This is a genomic window from Pseudomonas sp. AO-1, assembly GCF_019775695.1.
Lineage (GTDB): Bacteria > Pseudomonadota > Gammaproteobacteria > Pseudomonadales > Pseudomonadaceae > Aquipseudomonas > Aquipseudomonas parakoreensis.
The window spans coordinates 6,352,398-6,367,737 of the sequence record NZ_CP079947.1 but is presented as its reverse complement, the minus strand read 5'-3'; the positions used below and the strand labels follow the sequence as shown (position 1 = coordinate 6,367,737).

22 protein-coding genes and 1 pseudogene are annotated in these 15,340 nt (G+C 57.2%); 7 read left to right on the top strand and 16 right to left on the bottom strand.

What is annotated here, in order from left to right:
* Nucleotides 1-387 precede the first annotated feature (387 nt).
* The 5 genes and pseudogenes from KVQ82_RS29105 to KVQ82_RS29085 all read left to right on the top strand — a co-directional run.
* Nucleotides 388-678, top strand: coding sequence for a type II toxin-antitoxin system RelB/DinJ family antitoxin (locus tag KVQ82_RS29105; RefSeq protein ID WP_003220704.1), 291 nt, complete (start codon nucleotides 388-390; stop codon nucleotides 676-678).
* Nucleotides 644-958 (top strand): type II toxin-antitoxin system YafQ family toxin, encoded by a 315-nt coding sequence (locus KVQ82_RS29100; protein ID WP_222017261.1) that lies wholly within the window; start codon nucleotides 644-646, stop codon nucleotides 956-958. The genes KVQ82_RS29105 and KVQ82_RS29100 overlap by 35 nt, the downstream gene beginning before the upstream one ends.
* A gap of 136 nt (nucleotides 959-1,094) precedes the next feature.
* Entirely contained in the window at nucleotides 1,095-1,505 is a 411-nt protein-coding gene (locus KVQ82_RS29095) for an MbcA/ParS/Xre antitoxin family protein (RefSeq protein ID WP_007961687.1), read from the top strand.
* Nucleotides 1,502-2,182 carry an RES family NAD+ phosphorylase gene (locus tag KVQ82_RS29090; protein WP_222017259.1) on the top strand — a complete coding sequence of 227 codons (681 nt, stop codon included), beginning with the start codon at nucleotides 1,502-1,504 and terminating at the stop codon, nucleotides 2,180-2,182. Before KVQ82_RS29095 ends, KVQ82_RS29090 begins: the two co-directional genes overlap by 4 nt.
* Before the next feature lie 65 nt (nucleotides 2,183-2,247).
* A pseudogene (locus KVQ82_RS29085) lies at nucleotides 2,248-2,337 on the top strand (transcriptional regulator); the annotation flags it as partial.
* 311 nt (nucleotides 2,338-2,648) lie between these two features.
* On the opposite strand, the gene xerC reads toward KVQ82_RS29085, so the two are convergent.
* The 12 genes from xerC to KVQ82_RS29025 all read right to left on the bottom strand — a co-directional run bounded on the left by xerC (nucleotide 2,649) and on the right by KVQ82_RS29025 (nucleotide 9,899).
* Nucleotides 2,649-3,797: a tyrosine recombinase XerC gene (gene xerC / locus KVQ82_RS29080; protein WP_222017257.1), complete on the bottom strand. Its 1,149-nt coding sequence runs from the start codon at nucleotides 3,795-3,797 to the stop codon at nucleotides 2,649-2,651.
* The gene (locus KVQ82_RS29075; RefSeq protein WP_222017255.1) at nucleotides 3,794-4,006 is read right to left on the bottom strand and encodes a hypothetical protein; all 213 of its coding nucleotides are present in this window, start codon (nucleotides 4,004-4,006) and stop codon (nucleotides 3,794-3,796) included. Before KVQ82_RS29075 ends, xerC begins: the two co-directional genes overlap by 4 nt.
* A 94-nt stretch (nucleotides 4,007-4,100) precedes the next feature.
* Complete coding sequence (locus tag KVQ82_RS29070; protein WP_222017253.1) at nucleotides 4,101-4,307, bottom strand: hypothetical protein; 207 nt, start codon at nucleotides 4,305-4,307, stop codon at nucleotides 4,101-4,103.
* A 210-nt stretch (nucleotides 4,308-4,517) separates the two neighbouring features.
* On the bottom strand, nucleotides 4,518-4,784 hold the full coding sequence (locus tag KVQ82_RS29065; RefSeq protein WP_222017252.1) for a hypothetical protein: 267 nt from the start codon (nucleotides 4,782-4,784) through the stop codon (nucleotides 4,518-4,520).
* A gap of 61 nt (nucleotides 4,785-4,845) precedes the next feature.
* Nucleotides 4,846-4,983 carry a hypothetical protein gene (locus KVQ82_RS29060; protein ID WP_222017251.1) on the bottom strand — a complete coding sequence of 46 codons (138 nt, stop codon included), beginning with the start codon at nucleotides 4,981-4,983 and terminating at the stop codon, nucleotides 4,846-4,848.
* 38 nt (nucleotides 4,984-5,021) lie between these two features.
* Nucleotides 5,022-5,318 (bottom strand): hypothetical protein, encoded by a 297-nt coding sequence (locus tag KVQ82_RS29055; protein ID WP_222017250.1) that lies wholly within the window; start codon nucleotides 5,316-5,318, stop codon nucleotides 5,022-5,024.
* 39 nt (nucleotides 5,319-5,357) lie between these two features.
* Complete coding sequence (locus tag KVQ82_RS29050; RefSeq protein WP_222019460.1) at nucleotides 5,358-8,162, bottom strand: toprim domain-containing protein; 2,805 nt, start codon at nucleotides 8,160-8,162, stop codon at nucleotides 5,358-5,360.
* A gap of 2 nt (nucleotides 8,163-8,164) precedes the next feature.
* On the bottom strand, nucleotides 8,165-8,398 hold the full coding sequence (locus tag KVQ82_RS29045) for a hypothetical protein (RefSeq protein WP_222017249.1): 234 nt from the start codon (nucleotides 8,396-8,398) through the stop codon (nucleotides 8,165-8,167).
* Between the two features lie 64 nt (nucleotides 8,399-8,462).
* Nucleotides 8,463-8,837, bottom strand: a complete 375-nt coding sequence (locus tag KVQ82_RS29040; protein WP_222017247.1) for a hypothetical protein — start codon at nucleotides 8,835-8,837, stop codon at nucleotides 8,463-8,465.
* Nucleotides 8,837-9,118, bottom strand: a complete 282-nt coding sequence (locus KVQ82_RS29035; protein ID WP_222017245.1) for an ogr/Delta-like zinc finger family protein — start codon at nucleotides 9,116-9,118, stop codon at nucleotides 8,837-8,839. Before KVQ82_RS29035 ends, KVQ82_RS29040 begins: the two co-directional genes overlap by 1 nt.
* A gap of 77 nt (nucleotides 9,119-9,195) precedes the next feature.
* Nucleotides 9,196-9,669, bottom strand: a complete 474-nt coding sequence (locus KVQ82_RS29030; RefSeq protein ID WP_222017243.1) for a YmfL family putative regulatory protein — start codon at nucleotides 9,667-9,669, stop codon at nucleotides 9,196-9,198.
* A gap of 29 nt (nucleotides 9,670-9,698) precedes the next feature.
* Complete coding sequence (locus KVQ82_RS29025; protein WP_222019459.1) at nucleotides 9,699-9,899, bottom strand: DNA-binding protein; 201 nt, start codon at nucleotides 9,897-9,899, stop codon at nucleotides 9,699-9,701.
* Nucleotides 9,900-10,002: 103 nt separating this feature from the next.
* Here KVQ82_RS29025 and KVQ82_RS29020 point away from each other — a divergent pair, with 103 nt between their 5' ends.
* Together KVQ82_RS29020 and KVQ82_RS29015 are read left to right on the top strand one after the other, a co-directional pair.
* Nucleotides 10,003-10,359: a helix-turn-helix domain-containing protein gene (locus KVQ82_RS29020; RefSeq protein ID WP_222017241.1), complete on the top strand. Its 357-nt coding sequence runs from the start codon at nucleotides 10,003-10,005 to the stop codon at nucleotides 10,357-10,359.
* A gap of 104 nt (nucleotides 10,360-10,463) precedes the next feature.
* Nucleotides 10,464-10,637, top strand: coding sequence for a hypothetical protein (locus KVQ82_RS29015; RefSeq protein ID WP_222017240.1), 174 nt, complete (start codon nucleotides 10,464-10,466; stop codon nucleotides 10,635-10,637).
* 30 nt (nucleotides 10,638-10,667) lie between these two features.
* On the opposite strand, the gene KVQ82_RS29010 is transcribed toward KVQ82_RS29015, so the two are convergent.
* Genes KVQ82_RS29010 through KVQ82_RS28995 form a run of 4 tightly spaced genes read right to left on the bottom strand, consistent with a single transcriptional unit; the run spans nucleotide 10,668 to nucleotide 15,335 of the window.
* On the bottom strand, nucleotides 10,668-11,957 hold the full coding sequence (locus KVQ82_RS29010; protein WP_222017238.1) for a phage late control D family protein: 1,290 nt from the start codon (nucleotides 11,955-11,957) through the stop codon (nucleotides 10,668-10,670).
* A complete protein-coding gene (locus KVQ82_RS29005; protein WP_222017236.1) occupies nucleotides 11,954-12,394 on the bottom strand; it encodes a phage tail protein in 441 nt (146 codons plus the stop codon). Before KVQ82_RS29005 ends, KVQ82_RS29010 begins: the two co-directional genes overlap by 4 nt.
* 6 nt (nucleotides 12,395-12,400) lie before the next feature.
* Entirely contained in the window at nucleotides 12,401-15,223 is a 2,823-nt protein-coding gene (locus tag KVQ82_RS29000) for a phage tail tape measure protein (RefSeq protein WP_222017233.1), read from the bottom strand.
* Nucleotides 15,216-15,335 (bottom strand): GpE family phage tail protein, encoded by a 120-nt coding sequence (locus tag KVQ82_RS28995; RefSeq protein ID WP_222017230.1) that lies wholly within the window; start codon nucleotides 15,333-15,335, stop codon nucleotides 15,216-15,218. The genes KVQ82_RS29000 and KVQ82_RS28995 overlap by 8 nt, the downstream gene beginning before the upstream one ends.
* Between the last annotated feature and the right edge of the window lie 5 nt (nucleotides 15,336-15,340).

Genomic DNA, 15,340 nt, shown 5'->3' with positions numbered 1-15,340 from the left:
CTGAGCATAGTTGTCGCGGGTTTAGTAGCGAATTGATGTCCCTGCCGATGGCTGGAAGCTGACACAGGATCGGGATTTTTGATGACGTGGGGGTGATTGGGGTCAAGAAAAGTGCGTGGTTTTGGTGCGTGGGACGATTTTTTTCGAAGAGAAACAGCTTACATCTTCCGGGGTTTTTCCCTGCGTCATGCGCAGATAGGTCTCAGGAAAAGTAACGATTCAGCTGATAGCACCTACCTTGTCAAAGGAGTTGAAATGGTCGTCTGGCATGCGAGCCATGGCGGTAGATAACCACCTATCAACTTCGCGTTGACCGACGAAGATCCCTCCGACAACAATGCAGAGGTAGCGCTTATGTAGCTACAAAATCACGATGAGGTAATGGAAATGGCTGCACTACTGAAAACTACCGATGTGCGCTGCCGCATTGATGAGGATTTGAAAGCGCGTGCCACTGAAGTCTTGAACGCTTGCGGGCTGAGCATTAGCGACGCCATGCGACTTTTTCTGCGGCAGGTTGTTGCCACTCAGGGGCTTCCCTTCGAGGTGCGAGTTCCATCAGAGAAAACGGCCCGCGCAATGATGGAAGCACGAGAAATCCGTCAGCGTTTCGACTCGATAGACGACATGCTGAGGACTGCTGATGGCGAAACCGGAGAAAACACAAAAACGCGCTGATCAGCCTAAACAGTGTGCGCAGACTTCTGAATTCAAGAAGTCTTGGGATCGTTATAACCGCGCCGGAAGGCGAGACATGAATGACGTCCGGAAGGTGATGGCGATGTTGTTTTTGGGGCAGCAGTTACCGGCAGAGTATCTGGATCATGCGCTGACTGGAGATTGGTCTGGATTCCGCGAGTGTCATATCGGTGGCGATTTTCTGATGGTTTACGAGAACACACGCCCAGACCTGATCACGTTTGTGGATTTAGGGAGCCATTCAGAATTGTTTAAATAGCACAGAAATACATCAGCCGGGCTTAACTCCGGCGTCTATGCGTTGATAGTTACGATTGTTCGTTTGTGTATCAAAACTCATAAAAATTACAGTTATGTACTAGTCTTCAGCTAAGACAAAAAATCAGGAGGCGTCTATGCCTACCTCATCCCCAGCCCTCACCCCACGCGAACAACTCGACGTCCCCGAAGCCGGGCGCGTCGCGCTGAAGTTTTTCTTCAATCTCATGGAGCGCTGGGGTTGCAACGCCGAGCAGCAGCGCACGCTGCTGGGCGGCGTCGGCAACACCACGTTCTACAAGTACAAACACCTGCCGCCGAACATTCGCCTGCCGCACGACACGCTGGAGCGCATCTCGTATCTGATGGGCATTCACAAGGCGCTGAGCATCATCTTCAGCAACAGCCGCGAGCGCGCCTACACGTGGGTCAGCAGCCCCAACACGGCTGCGCCATTCAATGGCCGGACCGCGCTGGATTACATGCTGGCGGGGAGGGTGGTCGACATTGCCGACGTACGCCGCTACCTCGACGGGGTGCGCGGTTGAAGGCCCCGCCGCTGGCTGAGCCGCAATGGCCCAAGGCCTACCGGATCGTCAACAGCAGCTTCCCGCCGATTGCGTTGTTCGAAGACGTGCTCGACCCCGAAGACCTGGAAATCGCCTACGCGCTGGAAGCACTGACCAACGATCGCCTGATCGAACAGGCCGGCGTCCTCGCCCGCGTGCGCCCCGAAGATCGGCTCTCCGGCCCCGGTTCAACCCCGGTGATGGCGGCGTTTACCCACATCGGCAAAAGCAGCCGCTTCACCGATGGCACCTTCGGCGTCTACTACGCCGCCAGCAGCCAGGCCGCGGCCATCGCCGAAACCTGCTATCACCAGGAACGTTTCCTCGCGGCCACCCACGAAGCGGATCTTGAGTTGACCATGCGGACTTACGTCAATCGGGTGGTTAAGCCGCTGCACGATGTCCGTGATGGTTTTGCACATTTGCATCAACCCGATCCGGAAGCCTATGGCCCGTCACAGGCGTTTGCCCGAGAACTGCGCGAGTCTGAATCGTGGGGACTGCTCTACAACAGCGTTCGTCTGCCCGGCCATGAATGCGTCGCCGCGTTTCGGCCGCCGGCGGTGTCGATTCCGAAACAGGGCAAGCATTTGCGTTATGTGTGGAGTGCGAGTCAGCGCAGGATTTCGTATGTGTTTGAGATCAGTCAGGTTTGAAGCGCAACCTTATTCGACAGCCTGCTCGTAGCCGACCTTGAGCAACCGAAGGAAAAAACTCATTAATGCTCAAAGAATTGGAACAATTCCGGAAGGACTTGCTGGAATCTGTACGTCAGATGAAGGCCGGTAAAGCTTTACGTGTAACCGAGGTGCTGCGCCCCGCACTGGTGGAAGCACGTCCCTCGGTGACGAATCGTCCGGATTAATGACGATTTGGGACTTCACAGCCTTGAGGCAGTGTGGACGTAATGTGGACGTTTCAGAAACAACAAAGCCCCTGCATTTCTGCAGGGGCTTCGTTTTGTATGGTGCCGGCACCAGGAGTCGAACCCGGGACCTACTGATTACAAGGAAGGTGCTTCAAGTATAGGAATCAAGCACTTACGCGATTCCTTGTTACGTCCAGATACGCGAAGGCCCGCGTGGATAGCGGGCCCTGTGTCGCTTGTTACGTCCGGTTTGCTCACTCTGCGGAAGGGGAAACGGTCGGCACGCTGTGGTCGTAGACGTCCATCATCTTCGGGTCGCGGTGGCCGCTCGCCTCCTGTTTATCTGCTCGCGTACCTGCCGTGTCGGTGATGCCGCGTCGTTTCAAATCGTGAAGCGCAAACCGTTGCTCGGGCGTGATGATCTCGTCTGCCAATGCCAACGTGATAAACCGTTGCCACGCCGTGTCCAGGCTCGACTTGCGTAGCGGCCCGCCGTGACTGGCCACGATGATGGGCCGTCGTGACGGTGCGATCGGTATTGCCGTTTTGCGTTTGGCCCAGACCTTTGCTCGATAGGCTTTGGCGTGATCCCAGGCTTTGCGCAGTCGAGGTGTCCAGCGAACGATGTTGTCGCGGCTGCCTTTGCGGCGGTTGGTGAGAATGCCACTCTCCAGCTCGTTCGCGTCGGTCAGAGTGACCACTTCGATTCCGCGTAGTCTGCACAGATACGCAAGCTCCATCACGTAGCCGAGGTACTCCGGACAGCCGCCTTTTTCGCCCCTGATCAGCAAGCCTCGGGCAATTGCTCGATCGATGAGCGTATCCATTACTTGATGATTTGGCAGGCGACGTTGTTTTCGTTCAACAGGCGCTTCGATGCCCAGCGCGGGATTCACATCCAGAAAACCCCGGTTGCGACCCCACTGCAGTACGCGCCGCAAGTAGCGGAGAGCGTGTGCAGCCTTCGACGGGGTCCCCTCGTCTGCGAGCCGATCGACGATGCGCTGCACCAGGGCAGAAGTGAACTTGCGTACCGCCAGGTCTCCCAGCGGCTTTCCCAACTTTGTGGGCAGGGTCAGCAAAACATCACGCGAGTAGCAGTAGTCATCGTGGGTTTTCGGACTGAGCTTCTTATAACGATCACTCTCGTGAAACTGGCTGCAAACGTAGCGAAGCGTGCCACGGTCGACGTTGGATGCCTCGTCCATGATCTGGTGCAGCTCGGCCAGCGAAACGTCCGCCGGCGCGATGTTGCGCCGGCGTTGTTTTCCCGTTTCGTCATAGTGCAACGTGTACCAGACCTGACCTTTGCGGTGATCAAAGTAAACGGCCGCTGGGAGAGCGGCCTGGTCGATATGGGCGGGAATATGCGGATTGTGCTTCCGCTTCCGTGCTTTCCTCATAGGATATCGGCGTCGTATCGATCTGGTGCGGCTGGCTTGATGCCGGCCGCTTGGTTGATAAGGTCCAACGTAGTCCACGGCCCGGTGCGGCCACGGAACAGGCGAACGCCTTGGTCAATCAACGATCGCTCGACATCGGACCGGCGTTGATAGCCGGTGATGCGCTGCAGGTCAGTGAATACCAAGACGTTGTCCGATCGGGAGTTCATTGCTAGCCCTCTGTAAGCTGGAGCGCCCCACGCAGTCTAGCGCTGCGGCCAAGGCATGGTTGTTAGAAGTTGGAGCACATATTTCTAGGGGCTGTTATTGCGACTCCTGGGAGGTTTCTCCCAGATCATCCAGCGCCGACTTGTAGCTGCTATAACCCATGCTTTGAGCGACGATTTCTAAAGCCTCCGCATGACGGATGCCGCGCTCTTTCTTTATTTTTGTGGCTTTACGCTTGAGGCCTTTGATCGTCTGGGGGACCCGGACTTCCTGCACCATTTCATTCCCAGGTTCAGCGTACATAACGTTTCTCCCGGTTTGCTCGAGCAGCCGCTTTTTCTGCCATCAAGGCCGCCCATTCTTCCGTTTTGCGTTGTTGCCTCAACTTGCTGCAGCTCTGGTGTCGACGTGTTGATCGAGCGAAGCCGCAGATATCGCAAATGCTGGGGAGGTCCAGGCGCTTACTCGCCATTGCAGGGCGGATCCGACTCTGTTGGACGATGGGTTGATGAGTCATTTGGCAGCTCCCTGCAATGCGCATGGGTGGCTGTTTCCCTCTACAGCCAGCATCAATCTCCACTTGGGGTAAACGCCTTTCACTTCATTTTTGAAACGCACAATTACGCAGTTACCAAAAACACGCAGAACGATCCCAGGCTTGTGGTGGCGCTTGGGCCGTCGAGCGCGTTTCCCTGTGATCACCTGATTTACCTTGTCGCCGGGTTTGAATTGCGCTGTGTTAGCCTTTTGCAGGACAGCTCTCAGGTTTCGTGCTCGCATGGTGCTTCTCCTTTGGGTAGTCGGTGCCGAGGGGTTGCAGCCCCTCGGCGCCATTTCTTTCTTAGCTGGCGAGCCAGATCAGTACGTCAGGTATCTGAAAGGCGGTAATGGTGATCAGTGCTGCGGTTGCCGTGATGCTGAGCAGGCTGTTTATGATTGCCCTTCCGGCCGGTTGGGCTGTGTTGTTCGTGCGCTGCATGGTTTTCTCCTTTCAGTAGTTGCCGGTTGCAGCCGGCGTTATTGGTAGCTGTCTGGCGATCGCACCAGGTGCAGCACCAGGTCTTCGAATTCGTTCGTGTCTTCGCTACATGACTGCCAGTCCAAAACCGCTTGGATTTGCAGCCGGGAGCAATTCAGCACCAAGATCTCGCGCTGACCATCTGTAGCCCGTACCTCCAAAATGTCGACCAATCCGTTCGCACTGTAGGCTTCCGCCTGCACCGTATTCCCAAGCTCGTTGAGCAGTTTGGTGATGCGATCCTGCAGGCTTTGCGTATCACTACGATCGGTGCCGGCGACGACTTGAATCTGCATGGTTCTCTCCTTTCCTAGCTGTCGACGCGGGTTGCAGCCCTACGCCTGAAACATCCAGCACTTGACCGTGGGTGACTTGGTGATCGTGTTGTTATTGCGCGTGGCCTGGTAAGCGCGCACCGCGCTATCGACGGCTTTGTTCGATTCCAGAAATTTGCGGCAGCGGGATTCCTTCAGGCGATCGCGCAATTCGCTAACGTCGGCCAGCTTCTGGCGGTGTTCTGCGGCGCGCTCGACAAACTCGTTGAGGTTGATAGCGATGACGTTGTCTTTCTTGCTGTGATTGACCACCGGCCCTTCGGCATCAAGGCCCTGCAGGTATTCGTAGACTTCCCAGAATTCCGCGACAACCGGATGGTCTGCGCTGATCGAGCTTTGGCGCTCGATGGCCATCGAGACAATGCAGCGCTGGGTTGCGCTGACCTGGGCATCGCTCAGCGGTACCAGCGAGCGAATGCAGTCCACCAGGCCGAGCAGCTGTGCGTGGTTTTTCACGATTCGCTCAACGCGGATGTAGCCTCGCAACTGATTGCCGCAGTGCTGGCATGCCGCTTTTTCGTTATTCGCTGGGTATTCGTTGTCGCAGGTGACGCAGTGGGTGTGTAGCCGGCGCAGGCGCGCTTCGTGGGCCGGGATCTTATCGGCAAGGGTGGACATGACGTCGCTCTCGCGCTTCACCGCCTGCAGCAGGAAGTAGCTCAACTTAGAGCCATCTAAGGCTGTCAGTCGATCAGCTGCCGCGCGGCTCTCTGGTGTCACGTTCGGCCGCACAAAATGCAGTTTCACGATCCTCGTCATGATGGCTTCTGACGCAATCACGGGCGCGTTCTGGCTGATGGCGATCGTGCCTCTGAACGGTGGCTCGTAGGTTTCGTTGCCGGCGGTTTTAACGCCTTTGGTCGCCAGTGTGCCGCCGCCGAAGTAGTCCTTCAGCTCGTCCCATTCAAAGTTTTTAGCGTGTGATTTGTCGTCGCCGCTCCGATCCGACTCAAGTAAAACCACAGGCATGCCGGATACCTGGCCCATCAACCGGCTGCGGCCGGCTTTGGTGGATTTGGACGGGTCGAATCCTTCGTAGCCGGCGCGGCCGAGCAACTTCCAAAGCAAGTTGAGCAGGGTAGTTTTACCGGCCCCGGCCTCGCCGGTCGCTTCAAGAAAGGGAAAGGAATGATAGCGAGCCCGGATCTGCTCGGCGAACAGCGAACCGAACCAGAATGTCAGCGCAACAACGCCCTGCGCGCCGAAGCACGTCCACAGCAGTTTTGTCCACTCGTCGCTGTATTCCTTTGGGTCACGCTGGATCCGCACCGGCACGGCACGTTGCAGCGTTTTCAGGCGTAGCTTGCCGAACTCAAAAAACTCTTCATCGTTGACGTCGACCACCTGACCATCTTTTACGGCCAGGTCGCCGTACACGTAGCAGGCGTACTCCTTGCTGTACCCGACAAAGTCGATCGTCTGGACCGTTTTGATCGCAAACAGTTGGTCCTTCATGATTTTGTCGAGCTGCTGGCCGCTGCCGGTGAACACGGCGCCGGCGGCCATGCCGAGCAGCCGTTTCTTGAATTCGCTCGCGGCCGCGACCTGGCCACCGGTGAAGGTGTTCTTCACTGAGCCGCCGTCGTGTGGGAAGTCGACGCGGAAGAAGTACCAGGACTCGTCCGTGATCTCATTGCGTTGGAAGTACAGCGCTTGGGGATAGCAGTTGGCGATCTCAACCACACAGCCGGACATGCGCAACGCTTTTTCTCGCATCGCCTTGTTGTTCAGCTGCTGCTCTTCGTGGTTCTCGCTCGTTTCCAGCGCCTGCATGGCATTGTTGAACTTGCTGATGTCCAGCTTCCACCAGTACAGGCGAGACTCAAACCCGAAGTGGAATTCTTCGCGCTCGCGCCAGTTGTACATCAGCAGCGCTTTCTCTGAGGCGCTTTCAGCAATCAGCAGGGCGCCATGGTGGCGAGCCTCGTTCAGATCCGCTTCTGTGCGCTTGCGTCGTTCGGCTTCGTCACCAATAAAGGCCCATCGCTGATGAAGGTCGTTCCAATCGACTTTCCGCGCGTCGCGCTGCGGTATTTGCGCAGCGGTGCATTCAAAGCCCATGGCTCTAGCCATAACGACCCATTTACGCGTGTAGCGATGCGCGCCAGGCTCGTTGTCCAGAGCCCAGACCAATCTTGGCAAGTTGCCGGCACGGTCAGCAGCAAGTGCTTTCAACGAGGCCTCGGGGAAGGCATTTGATGACATCGCCGCTACCGCGTCGATCTCGTTGTGCTGCAGAGCGATCGCGTCGAAAATCCCCTCAACGATCCACAGTTCAGAGGTCTGTGTGAGGTCGACGTAGGGGGAGCACCACCAATAGCCTTTGTATGATTCGCCCGGCTTGAAGCGTGCCTTCTTTTTACCGAAGCGCTGAGGCTGGTCGATCAGGCGTTCCCAATATCCGCCGTGCTCGAGCGCAAACCGCACCGTGGCCGAGCCGATATTCAAAGCGCGATCGAAGTAGTCCTCCTGTGTGAACAGACCCGCCACCAGATCAATCTTGAATCCGCGAGCGAACTCCATGTAGGCGCGGGCGCTTGCGGTCGGTTGGTCATCTGTTGCCGGCGCACGTTTGCTCCAGTTATCGAACAGATCGGCATACAACTCTTTGACATGCCATTGCTGGCCACACTTGCTCTCGCGGCCGCACTTGATGAAGAAAGGGTTCGCAAAGCTGGAGTACAGCTCTTTCTTGTTGCAGGCCGGGCAGGTGCCACCTCGCATGAAATCGGTGCCGACCCGGTGTTTCAAGCCGTAATCGAACTCAAGTCGGGTCAATACGTCGGCCCGGATTTTATCTTCCATCTTCATGCCTGCTTTCTGATGGCGACCCGGAGGGCGCCGAGAGTTGTCTTTTGAGCCGCCAGTGCGGGGTAGGCCGAGAGAATGGCGCTGGTGCGCAGACCATCAGGAACGCAGCGAAACCGATCCGAGTACCAGTGCTCCTGAATGCCCAGTCGCAGCCGCTCGCGGAGCTCCTTCAACAAGGCTTCGGCGAGGCTTTCGCTCAGGCTCATTTGTATGGAAAGTGCTGTGCTCATGGCTTTTTCCCTTATTCCGGGCGCAATTCACCCAAACCCACACGCAGACGGTGGAGCGATTCGGTCAGTTGTTGATGGGGCTAGGTCGGGGCTCTGAGGCCTCGACCAGGTACTGGAAGATCAGCGCGACGGGGATGGCGTAGGATTTGCCGCTGGCCGGATCGGCGAAGACAGCAACCGATTCACTGCTGTTTTTCAGATCGAGGCGTCGCTGGCCAGCGCCGGCGCGCAGTTGTCCGTATGCCAAGCCCGTCAGATTCTCGGCAAGGAAGGTGGGTACTTCGAGAGTTGTCTGCAGATGGGCGACCGTTCGGGTAAAGAGCTGCTGATCGTTGCCAAGGTGCTCTGCCTGATGGCGCTGCATGTAGCAAAGCGCGGCGTCTTGCATGGAGGCGCGATACTCCCGCTCGTGATTTTGCTCGCTGATCAGTGTGTTCATCAGGCCGTCTCCAGTCCAAGTAGGTCCATTTGCTGCTCGTCTTCCTTTTTCATTGCCTGCCGGCGGATAGCGACGTGAGCCACTGGCAAACAAACAGCCGGGTTCGGCATGCCTGATGGACTCATTTCGTGAGTCATTTCAAACTGAGCCCGAACCGACCAACCGCAGGCCTCGTTGATGCATTGCAGGTAGGCAATACGCAAAAAGATATGCGTCCCCTCACTGGTCCGAATGCGCATTCGCTCCCGGCAGTGCGGACATACCAGCTTATAAGTGCTCACTTTTTTCTCCCCGCCGCTAATCGCGGCCTGCGGCTGATGCCGAAAAATGGCGACGCTTCCAGCGTCTATTTCGAGTCCTAGCTGCTCGGGTTTTCCCGATGCAGAACGATCACCGCTGTGATCTCTTCGTGTCTGGCTGCTACGTGCGCACGGTGCGCTGCAAGAATGGCTTGCACTTCTTCGTCGTCGATGACGCCGTCTTGGAGTGCTTTGGAAATGATCGCGTCGACCATGCCGCGCTTCACCGAGGTGTTTATCGAGCGGGCGTAGAGGTCGAGGTTGTCCAACTGCTCGGCTTCAGCAACCGGAACGAAAACGCCGCCGTACAAGTTGCAGACAAAGTCGGGTAGGTGAGTGGTCCCGGTCTGCGACTCCAGTAAGCAGATCTGCTCGTCAGTAAGCGGCCGGCTGCCTGCGTTCTCATAGGCATGGTTGTCGAACTTCTTCACCGACATACCCAACCGTGGAGCCGCGCAATCACGTCCGCCTGGATACGCACAAATCACTGCGCTTACGACCTGCCGACGGGTTTCTAGAACCGTGCGTTTCATCTTCTGGTTTCTCGCCTGGCCTAATGCCATTAATTTGAAATCACACCGTCTTTGATTTTTAGAAGCACAGCTGCTCGTCGGGCTTCGCCTCGAACGCCCTTCTTGCGACCGTTTAATAAATCGCTGACCAAATTTTTGTTCAGGCCGTGTTCGCGGCAGAAATGCGCGATGGTTATCCCGTTGCGGTCAAGTTCTGCGCGGGCTTGCTCGGCTGTAAGGAGGACGGGCATAGTGTTCATGTGTGTTCAATCGTGTTGTGTGTGCCATCATTATGCCCAAGAAATTGGCTGTGTAAAGCGATGCATGCCAAAAATTTGTGTAACCGGAGAATCCTTGGAAAAAACTTTGGGCGAGCGACTCCGGGAAGAGCGCGACCGGCTTGGAATCAATCAAAACGATTTCGCAGATATAGGCGGTGTGAAACGGAACTCCCAAGGCAATTACGAGAACGATCGACAGAGACCGGACACGGCTTACCTGTTGGCAATTTCGAAGATTGGCGTGGACGTGATGTATGTTCTTTTCGGCCGGAGGGACACGGTGGCTGGAACACAAACCACTGTCGAAAATGAGGTTTTGAACTGCTTTCGTTCGCTGAGTCCAGGCGATCAGATCGTGGTTCACCGCGTCGCTACAGGCTTGGCCGAAGCTGCTGCGAAAAAGTCGCAGGACAACCTCCCACTGGAATGACCTCTCGTAGGACGAGGCAGCACAGCCAAATGAAAGAGTGCTCGCTTGGGGCTTCGGAAAGTCGCGATTTAGACGATCCTCTGCGGCTTTTAGGAGTAGTGAGCATGTTGGATCGAGGCGTTTTTGAGCAACTTGAGCAGGACGTTCGGGCCGTGGAGTCTGCCGCTTCTCAGCTGACGCAGTTGGAATGCATTCTGTTGAGCTTGTACCGGAAAATGTCGCAGGCCGATCAAAGCCATATCCTTCGTATCGCGGAGATGATGGCCCAGACGGATTGACCTCCGACCCTTTCACCTCACCCCGGCTCATCATGTCGGGGTGCCTGGAGCATCTGCCCCATTCTTGGCCTGCAGCCGCTTGTATTCCCTATCCACCGCCCGTTGTGCTGAAGCCTTGCTCTCATAAAGGTGGGTCAACCGCTTAGGATTGCTCTGATCACCCTCGCTCAACTTCTGCTGCTTACCGCTTTTCGCGTCTCGATACCACGCCAAAACTCCTGTGTAATCGCCGCTATCGTCCGCCAGTTCGGCTACCTCGTCACCGTCTGGCAGCATCGATTCGAGTTCAAGACTCGTGGTGAACGAATCCGAAGTGAAGCTGTGTTTCACGTTGCCGCCCAACCAGATGACGTCCGCTATTTCCTGCTTGATGCCGATCAGCGAATAGGTGAGCTCCGGTGTGAGGTCTGGACGGCCGCGCGCCAGCGAGTAACTGAGCGTCGCGCTTCCACGCTGCAGCTTGTTCCACTCGGCCCGGGCAGCCACCAGAGCGCTTTGCTGATCCGTGTAGGCGTGACGCAAATCCTTGATGTTGTCGCCGCCTCCAGAGATTGCCTCCTTTTTCTCAGCACTGTTGACGTCGTAATAGAACGCCCGAACACCCGTGTAGCTGTCACGGTTCGCCTGCAGGAATCGATGCTGATCGCCATCCCGGCGGGTCAGGGTGATGTGTGGCAGTGCCAGGCCGCTGGCACTCGTGCCATTGCCGATCGGCATGAACAGCAGTTTGCCCGCTTTAACCGTCGCGATCGCATCGTGCTCTTGTCCCAAGCGTGAAAGCAGGTTCGCGTCAGACTCATTGGCCTGATCAAGGTGAACCACCTGGATGGCACTGAGCGCGGCGCTGACTAAAGGACCGAGACCATAGGCACCGGCAATGGCTTGCACCACGGTTTCGATCGTCTCGTCATGCCAGCTTCGCTCCCGTTTGGCTTTCAACCCTGCAGTCAGATCCACGCTGCGAGCCCGGATGTTCAACTGATCTGGCGCCCCGCTGTGCTCGGTTTCATCGACTGTGTATATGCCTTTGTCGACCAGCCCGGTGTCGCTCCAGCCAAGCCACAGCCGCAGGGTCGCGCCTTTCGGTGGGATTGCCAGGCGACCGTCATGATCCGACAGGGTGACGTCGAGCTGGTCCGCTGTGAGTCCGCGGTTGTCGGTGAGCTCGATGCTCATCAGGCGCTTCTCGATCGCCGCTGTGATGTCGCGTCCGTCGACCTCCAGCCGACAGATTGGACGAGGGTAGGCTCTCGCCTCGCGGATGGATGCCTGCGCGTCGTTCAGATAGCCGTCGACCCGGCTGAGTGCTCGGTCGATCACAGGATTTTCCTCAGGATATTGCCGACTGTGCTCACACCGGCGCCGAGCAGATCAACCCGACCGTCATCGATCCGTTTGAGCGCGATGGTGAATTCGATGCGGCGTGCTGCGCCATCCGAAAAGAACAAAGTTTTGTTCTCGGTAATGTTGTCGATCACCCATATGCCCAGGATCCTGCCGGTGCCTTCGATCAACGGCCATGCCTTGCCGGTATCGGCCATAGCGCGGAGTGTGTCCAGGCTCAGCGGGGTGCCTGCGAGTGCCGGCAAGAGGATGCCTGGCATGCTGATTGAGTCTTCACCACGGCCAAGAAACTGGCGGGATGGGTTGGTGCCTATACGCGACGTCGAGCCGTGACGCCATTCTGTCTGTCGCTGCAGTTCCTGGTACGCCAAGCTTTCCAGACTGAAGATGAACATGCCGAGAGCCATCATCATTGCCGTCTACTCCTGGTCAAAGAGGGCACTGCGCCCCTTGGCTTGTTTTGCGTGTTGGCGTTTGTCCAGTTCAGCAGACACCGCACGCGCGATCGCCGCCGCGTCCATCCCCGGGGCTGGGTGAATATTGATGACGATTTGTTGTGGGGCCATCTGCACCGCTGCAGGAGCTGCAGCGGTAGCGATAGGTGGGCGGTTGTCGATAGCAATCGCTTGCTGAGCGCTGCCGATACCGAAAGCCATTGCGCCTGCTTGAGCCAGTTTTTTGCCCATTCCGACAATTGATTCGAGCATGCCGCCACTTTCAGGCTTCGCTCCCGCCACGGATGCGGCGGGCTCGAGTGCTGCGGCCGCTGCACCGGGCACGGCTGCGGCGGGTGTCAGCGCCGAAGCAGTCACTCCAGGCACAGCAGAGGCTGGGTTTAGCAACGCTCCAGCATTGGTAATGGCACCAATGGTCACTGTTCCCGCCTGGGTCATAAGCTCGCCCACGGCTTTGACGGCTTCCATCGGGCCGCTTTGGCCGTCATTTACACCCTGTGCCAATCCGGCCATCGTGAAGCCGCCTAGCTCGGCAAAGACACGGGAGGGGCTGTGGATACCGAGCTTTTCCTTGAACCAGTCCACAGTGCTGCTGCCAGCTTCCGAGATCGCGGTCTTAACCGAGCCCATCGCCCCGGTGATGCCATTGACGAGCCCTGAAATGATCATTCCGCCGAACTCGGTGAACCTGCTCGGAAGCTCAATGCCCATGTAATTCATCACAGCCGAGAACGCTTGGTAGAACAGCCCAATGGGGCTGAAGTTGACGATCGTGCGCAGGATGTCGCTTATGCCGCCACTGAAGCCGAGTTTTATCTCTGCCCAGGCGCTGACGAAGTAAGCCTTCACCTTGTCCCAATTTGCGTAGATCAGGTAAGCCGCCGCTGCGATCGCCGTAATAGCCAAGCCGATTGGATTGGTCAGGAACAATCTTCCCAACCACATAAACGCCTGACCGACGAAGGGCAAAACCTTGGAGCCCAGGTTGAACAGCAGGCCGATTACAGATGGCAGACGGATGCCTATCAGGGAAAGTCCGTACCGAACGGCGAGGAAGGGGCCAAGGGTGGTGGCCAGCGCCAAAGCGACAGTACTGAAGCCGATCGACAGTGCCGCAATGCCGGCGGCAACTTTCAGAATGCCCAACACTAAACCCGGGTTCGCGGTCGCCCAAGCATTGACTCGCTCCAAGACACCGTTTAATCCGGTGACGAGCTGTATCAGGGCGGGTCGCAGAGTGGCGCCAAGTGCGCTGCTCAGGTTGAACATGCGGTTCTGGGACATCTCCCATCGAGCTGACAACTGGTCCGCACGGATGTCTCCTTCGCGCTGCATCGAGCCTTCGCGCTTCGGAGCGTTATCGGCGCCGTTTACCAGGTCAAGCTGCCGACGATACTCCTCGATGTTAGACGCGAGCTTTGCCGCGTCATCGCCATATTCTTTGCCAAAGAGCTGGGTCATCACACCGAGCTGTTGGTTCTTCGGCAGTTTGTTCACAGCCTCGAGCACTTTCTGAATGGTGCCCGTGGCGTCCTTGCTCATGCCGTCCTGAACCGCTTTTGCCTCTAAGCCGATCGATTTAAGGCCCGTTACAAAGCGCTTTGGCTGCTGGGTAGCGATAGCCAATTCTCGAATCATTGCGTTGGTAGCGGTGGCTGCGATTTCTGATGAAGCCCCGAGTGTGAGGAATGTCGATCCCAACGCAGCGGCGTCTTTAAAAGACATGCCAACTGACGCGGTGATGCCTGCTGTGCGCTGCATGACGTCGATGATGTCGCCACCTTTCGACATTGCATTGTCGTCAAGGTAGTTGATCGCGTCCCCGAGCTGGCTCACGTTTTTAATTGGCAATTTATAGAGGTTGGCGATGCGCGCCAGGCTTTCACCAACCTGATCTGCCGGCAGTTCAAACGCGGTCGCTGCAGTTGCCGCGACGCGCGCAAATTCCAGCAAGTCATCTTTACCCTGGATGCCCATTCGCGCGCCGCCTTCTACCAGGGCGGCGATGTCGGTAGTAGCCATCGGGATTGTTTCGGACATCTTTTTGATCGCGTCTCCCATTTCGTAATACGTCTGGGTGAGTTGACCGTTATCGTCGCGGGCGCCGGCGACTTGCTTCGCTACGCCTGCCATTGCGTCTTCGAAGCGTGAGTAGTTCTTGATCATCCCGAGGATGGGCATGCCTGTCGCAGCTCCCACTGCTCCAGCACTTGCGCCGGCGACGGCGGCATTACCAGCAAGCTCTCTTCCCTTGGAATAGTTCCGCTGTGCTTTCGAGACCCGTTCCTGCTGTTTGGCAAGGGCTGCGAGTCGTTCTCGCTGAGTTTGGATGGCTTTGTTCGCCGCCTCGATCTCGGTTTTCAAGCGGCGCTCAGTGCTGCCGAGGTTGCGGGTGTCCGCACCGGTCGATTTCATGAGGGGTATCAAGCGCTGCAGTTCTGATCGCTGGGCAGTGTGTTTGCTTGTCAGCTTTTCGACAGAGGCGGAAGCATTAACGAACGCCTTCTGAAAGGCCGCTGTGGGGGCGTCCATCTTCTGCAGCTGCTCCCGCAGGCCGCGCAATTTGTCTTGCGCCTTTGCCAGCTCCTCAGAGGACTGGCGGACGGCTTCGCGCTGGCGGGTGAAGCTGGAAATATTGGACTGCTGGGCGTTGAGCTCTTTCAACTGATCCCGCGCCGCCTTCAAGGCACGAGAGGTCGCAGTGCTCCCAGCGCTGATTTGCTTGAGAGGCGCGGTGACCTTGTCGATCGCCGACAGCATAAATTCCAGCCGCAGCTTGTCAGTCATCTTTCGCCCCACTTCGCTTGCGAGCGCGTTCGCGCCAATCCATCAGTTCGGTCAGGGGGAGGGGATCCATCTCCACTGGCCCCCAGTGAAAAATCACGGCGATGTCCGCCATGGCGT

Excerpts from the sequence above, each read along its gene's own strand:
- KVQ82_RS29045 (WP_222017249.1), bottom strand. The coding sequence starts at position 8,398 with ATGAGCACAGCACTTTCCATACAAATGAGCCTGAGCGAAAGCCTCGCC.
- KVQ82_RS29100 (WP_222017261.1), top strand. The coding sequence starts at position 644 with ATGGCGAAACCGGAGAAAACACAAAAACGCGCTGATCAGCCTAAACAG.
- KVQ82_RS29065 (WP_222017252.1), bottom strand. The coding sequence starts at position 4,784 with ATGCGAGCACGAAACCTGAGAGCTGTCCTGCAAAAGGCTAACACAGCG.
- KVQ82_RS29050 (WP_222019460.1), bottom strand. The coding sequence starts at position 8,162 with ATGGAAGATAAAATCCGGGCCGACGTATTGACCCGACTTGAGTTCGAT.
- KVQ82_RS28995 (WP_222017230.1), bottom strand. The coding sequence starts at position 15,335 with ATGGCGGACATCGCCGTGATTTTTCACTGGGGGCCAGTGGAGATGGAT.
- KVQ82_RS29055 (WP_222017250.1), bottom strand. The coding sequence starts at position 5,318 with ATGCAGATTCAAGTCGTCGCCGGCACCGATCGTAGTGATACGCAAAGC.
- KVQ82_RS29005 (WP_222017236.1), bottom strand. The coding sequence starts at position 12,394 with ATGATGATGGCTCTCGGCATGTTCATCTTCAGTCTGGAAAGCTTGGCG.
- KVQ82_RS29105 (WP_003220704.1), top strand. The coding sequence starts at position 388 with ATGGCTGCACTACTGAAAACTACCGATGTGCGCTGCCGCATTGATGAG.
- xerC (WP_222017257.1), bottom strand. The coding sequence starts at position 3,797 with ATGAGGAAAGCACGGAAGCGGAAGCACAATCCGCATATTCCCGCCCAT.
- KVQ82_RS29000 (WP_222017233.1), bottom strand. The coding sequence starts at position 15,223 with ATGACTGACAAGCTGCGGCTGGAATTTATGCTGTCGGCGATCGACAAG.
- KVQ82_RS29070 (WP_222017253.1), bottom strand. The coding sequence starts at position 4,307 with ATGTACGCTGAACCTGGGAATGAAATGGTGCAGGAAGTCCGGGTCCCC.
- KVQ82_RS29040 (WP_222017247.1), bottom strand. The coding sequence starts at position 8,837 with ATGAACACACTGATCAGCGAGCAAAATCACGAGCGGGAGTATCGCGCC.
- KVQ82_RS29030 (WP_222017243.1), bottom strand. The coding sequence starts at position 9,669 with ATGAAACGCACGGTTCTAGAAACCCGTCGGCAGGTCGTAAGCGCAGTG.
- KVQ82_RS29015 (WP_222017240.1), top strand. The coding sequence starts at position 10,464 with ATGTTGGATCGAGGCGTTTTTGAGCAACTTGAGCAGGACGTTCGGGCC.
- KVQ82_RS29095 (WP_007961687.1), top strand. The coding sequence starts at position 1,095 with ATGCCTACCTCATCCCCAGCCCTCACCCCACGCGAACAACTCGACGTC.
- KVQ82_RS29060 (WP_222017251.1), bottom strand. The coding sequence starts at position 4,983 with ATGCAGCGCACGAACAACACAGCCCAACCGGCCGGAAGGGCAATCATA.
- KVQ82_RS29025 (WP_222019459.1), bottom strand. The coding sequence starts at position 9,899 with ATGCCCGTCCTCCTTACAGCCGAGCAAGCCCGCGCAGAACTTGACCGC.
- KVQ82_RS29075 (WP_222017255.1), bottom strand. The coding sequence starts at position 4,006 with ATGAACTCCCGATCGGACAACGTCTTGGTATTCACTGACCTGCAGCGC.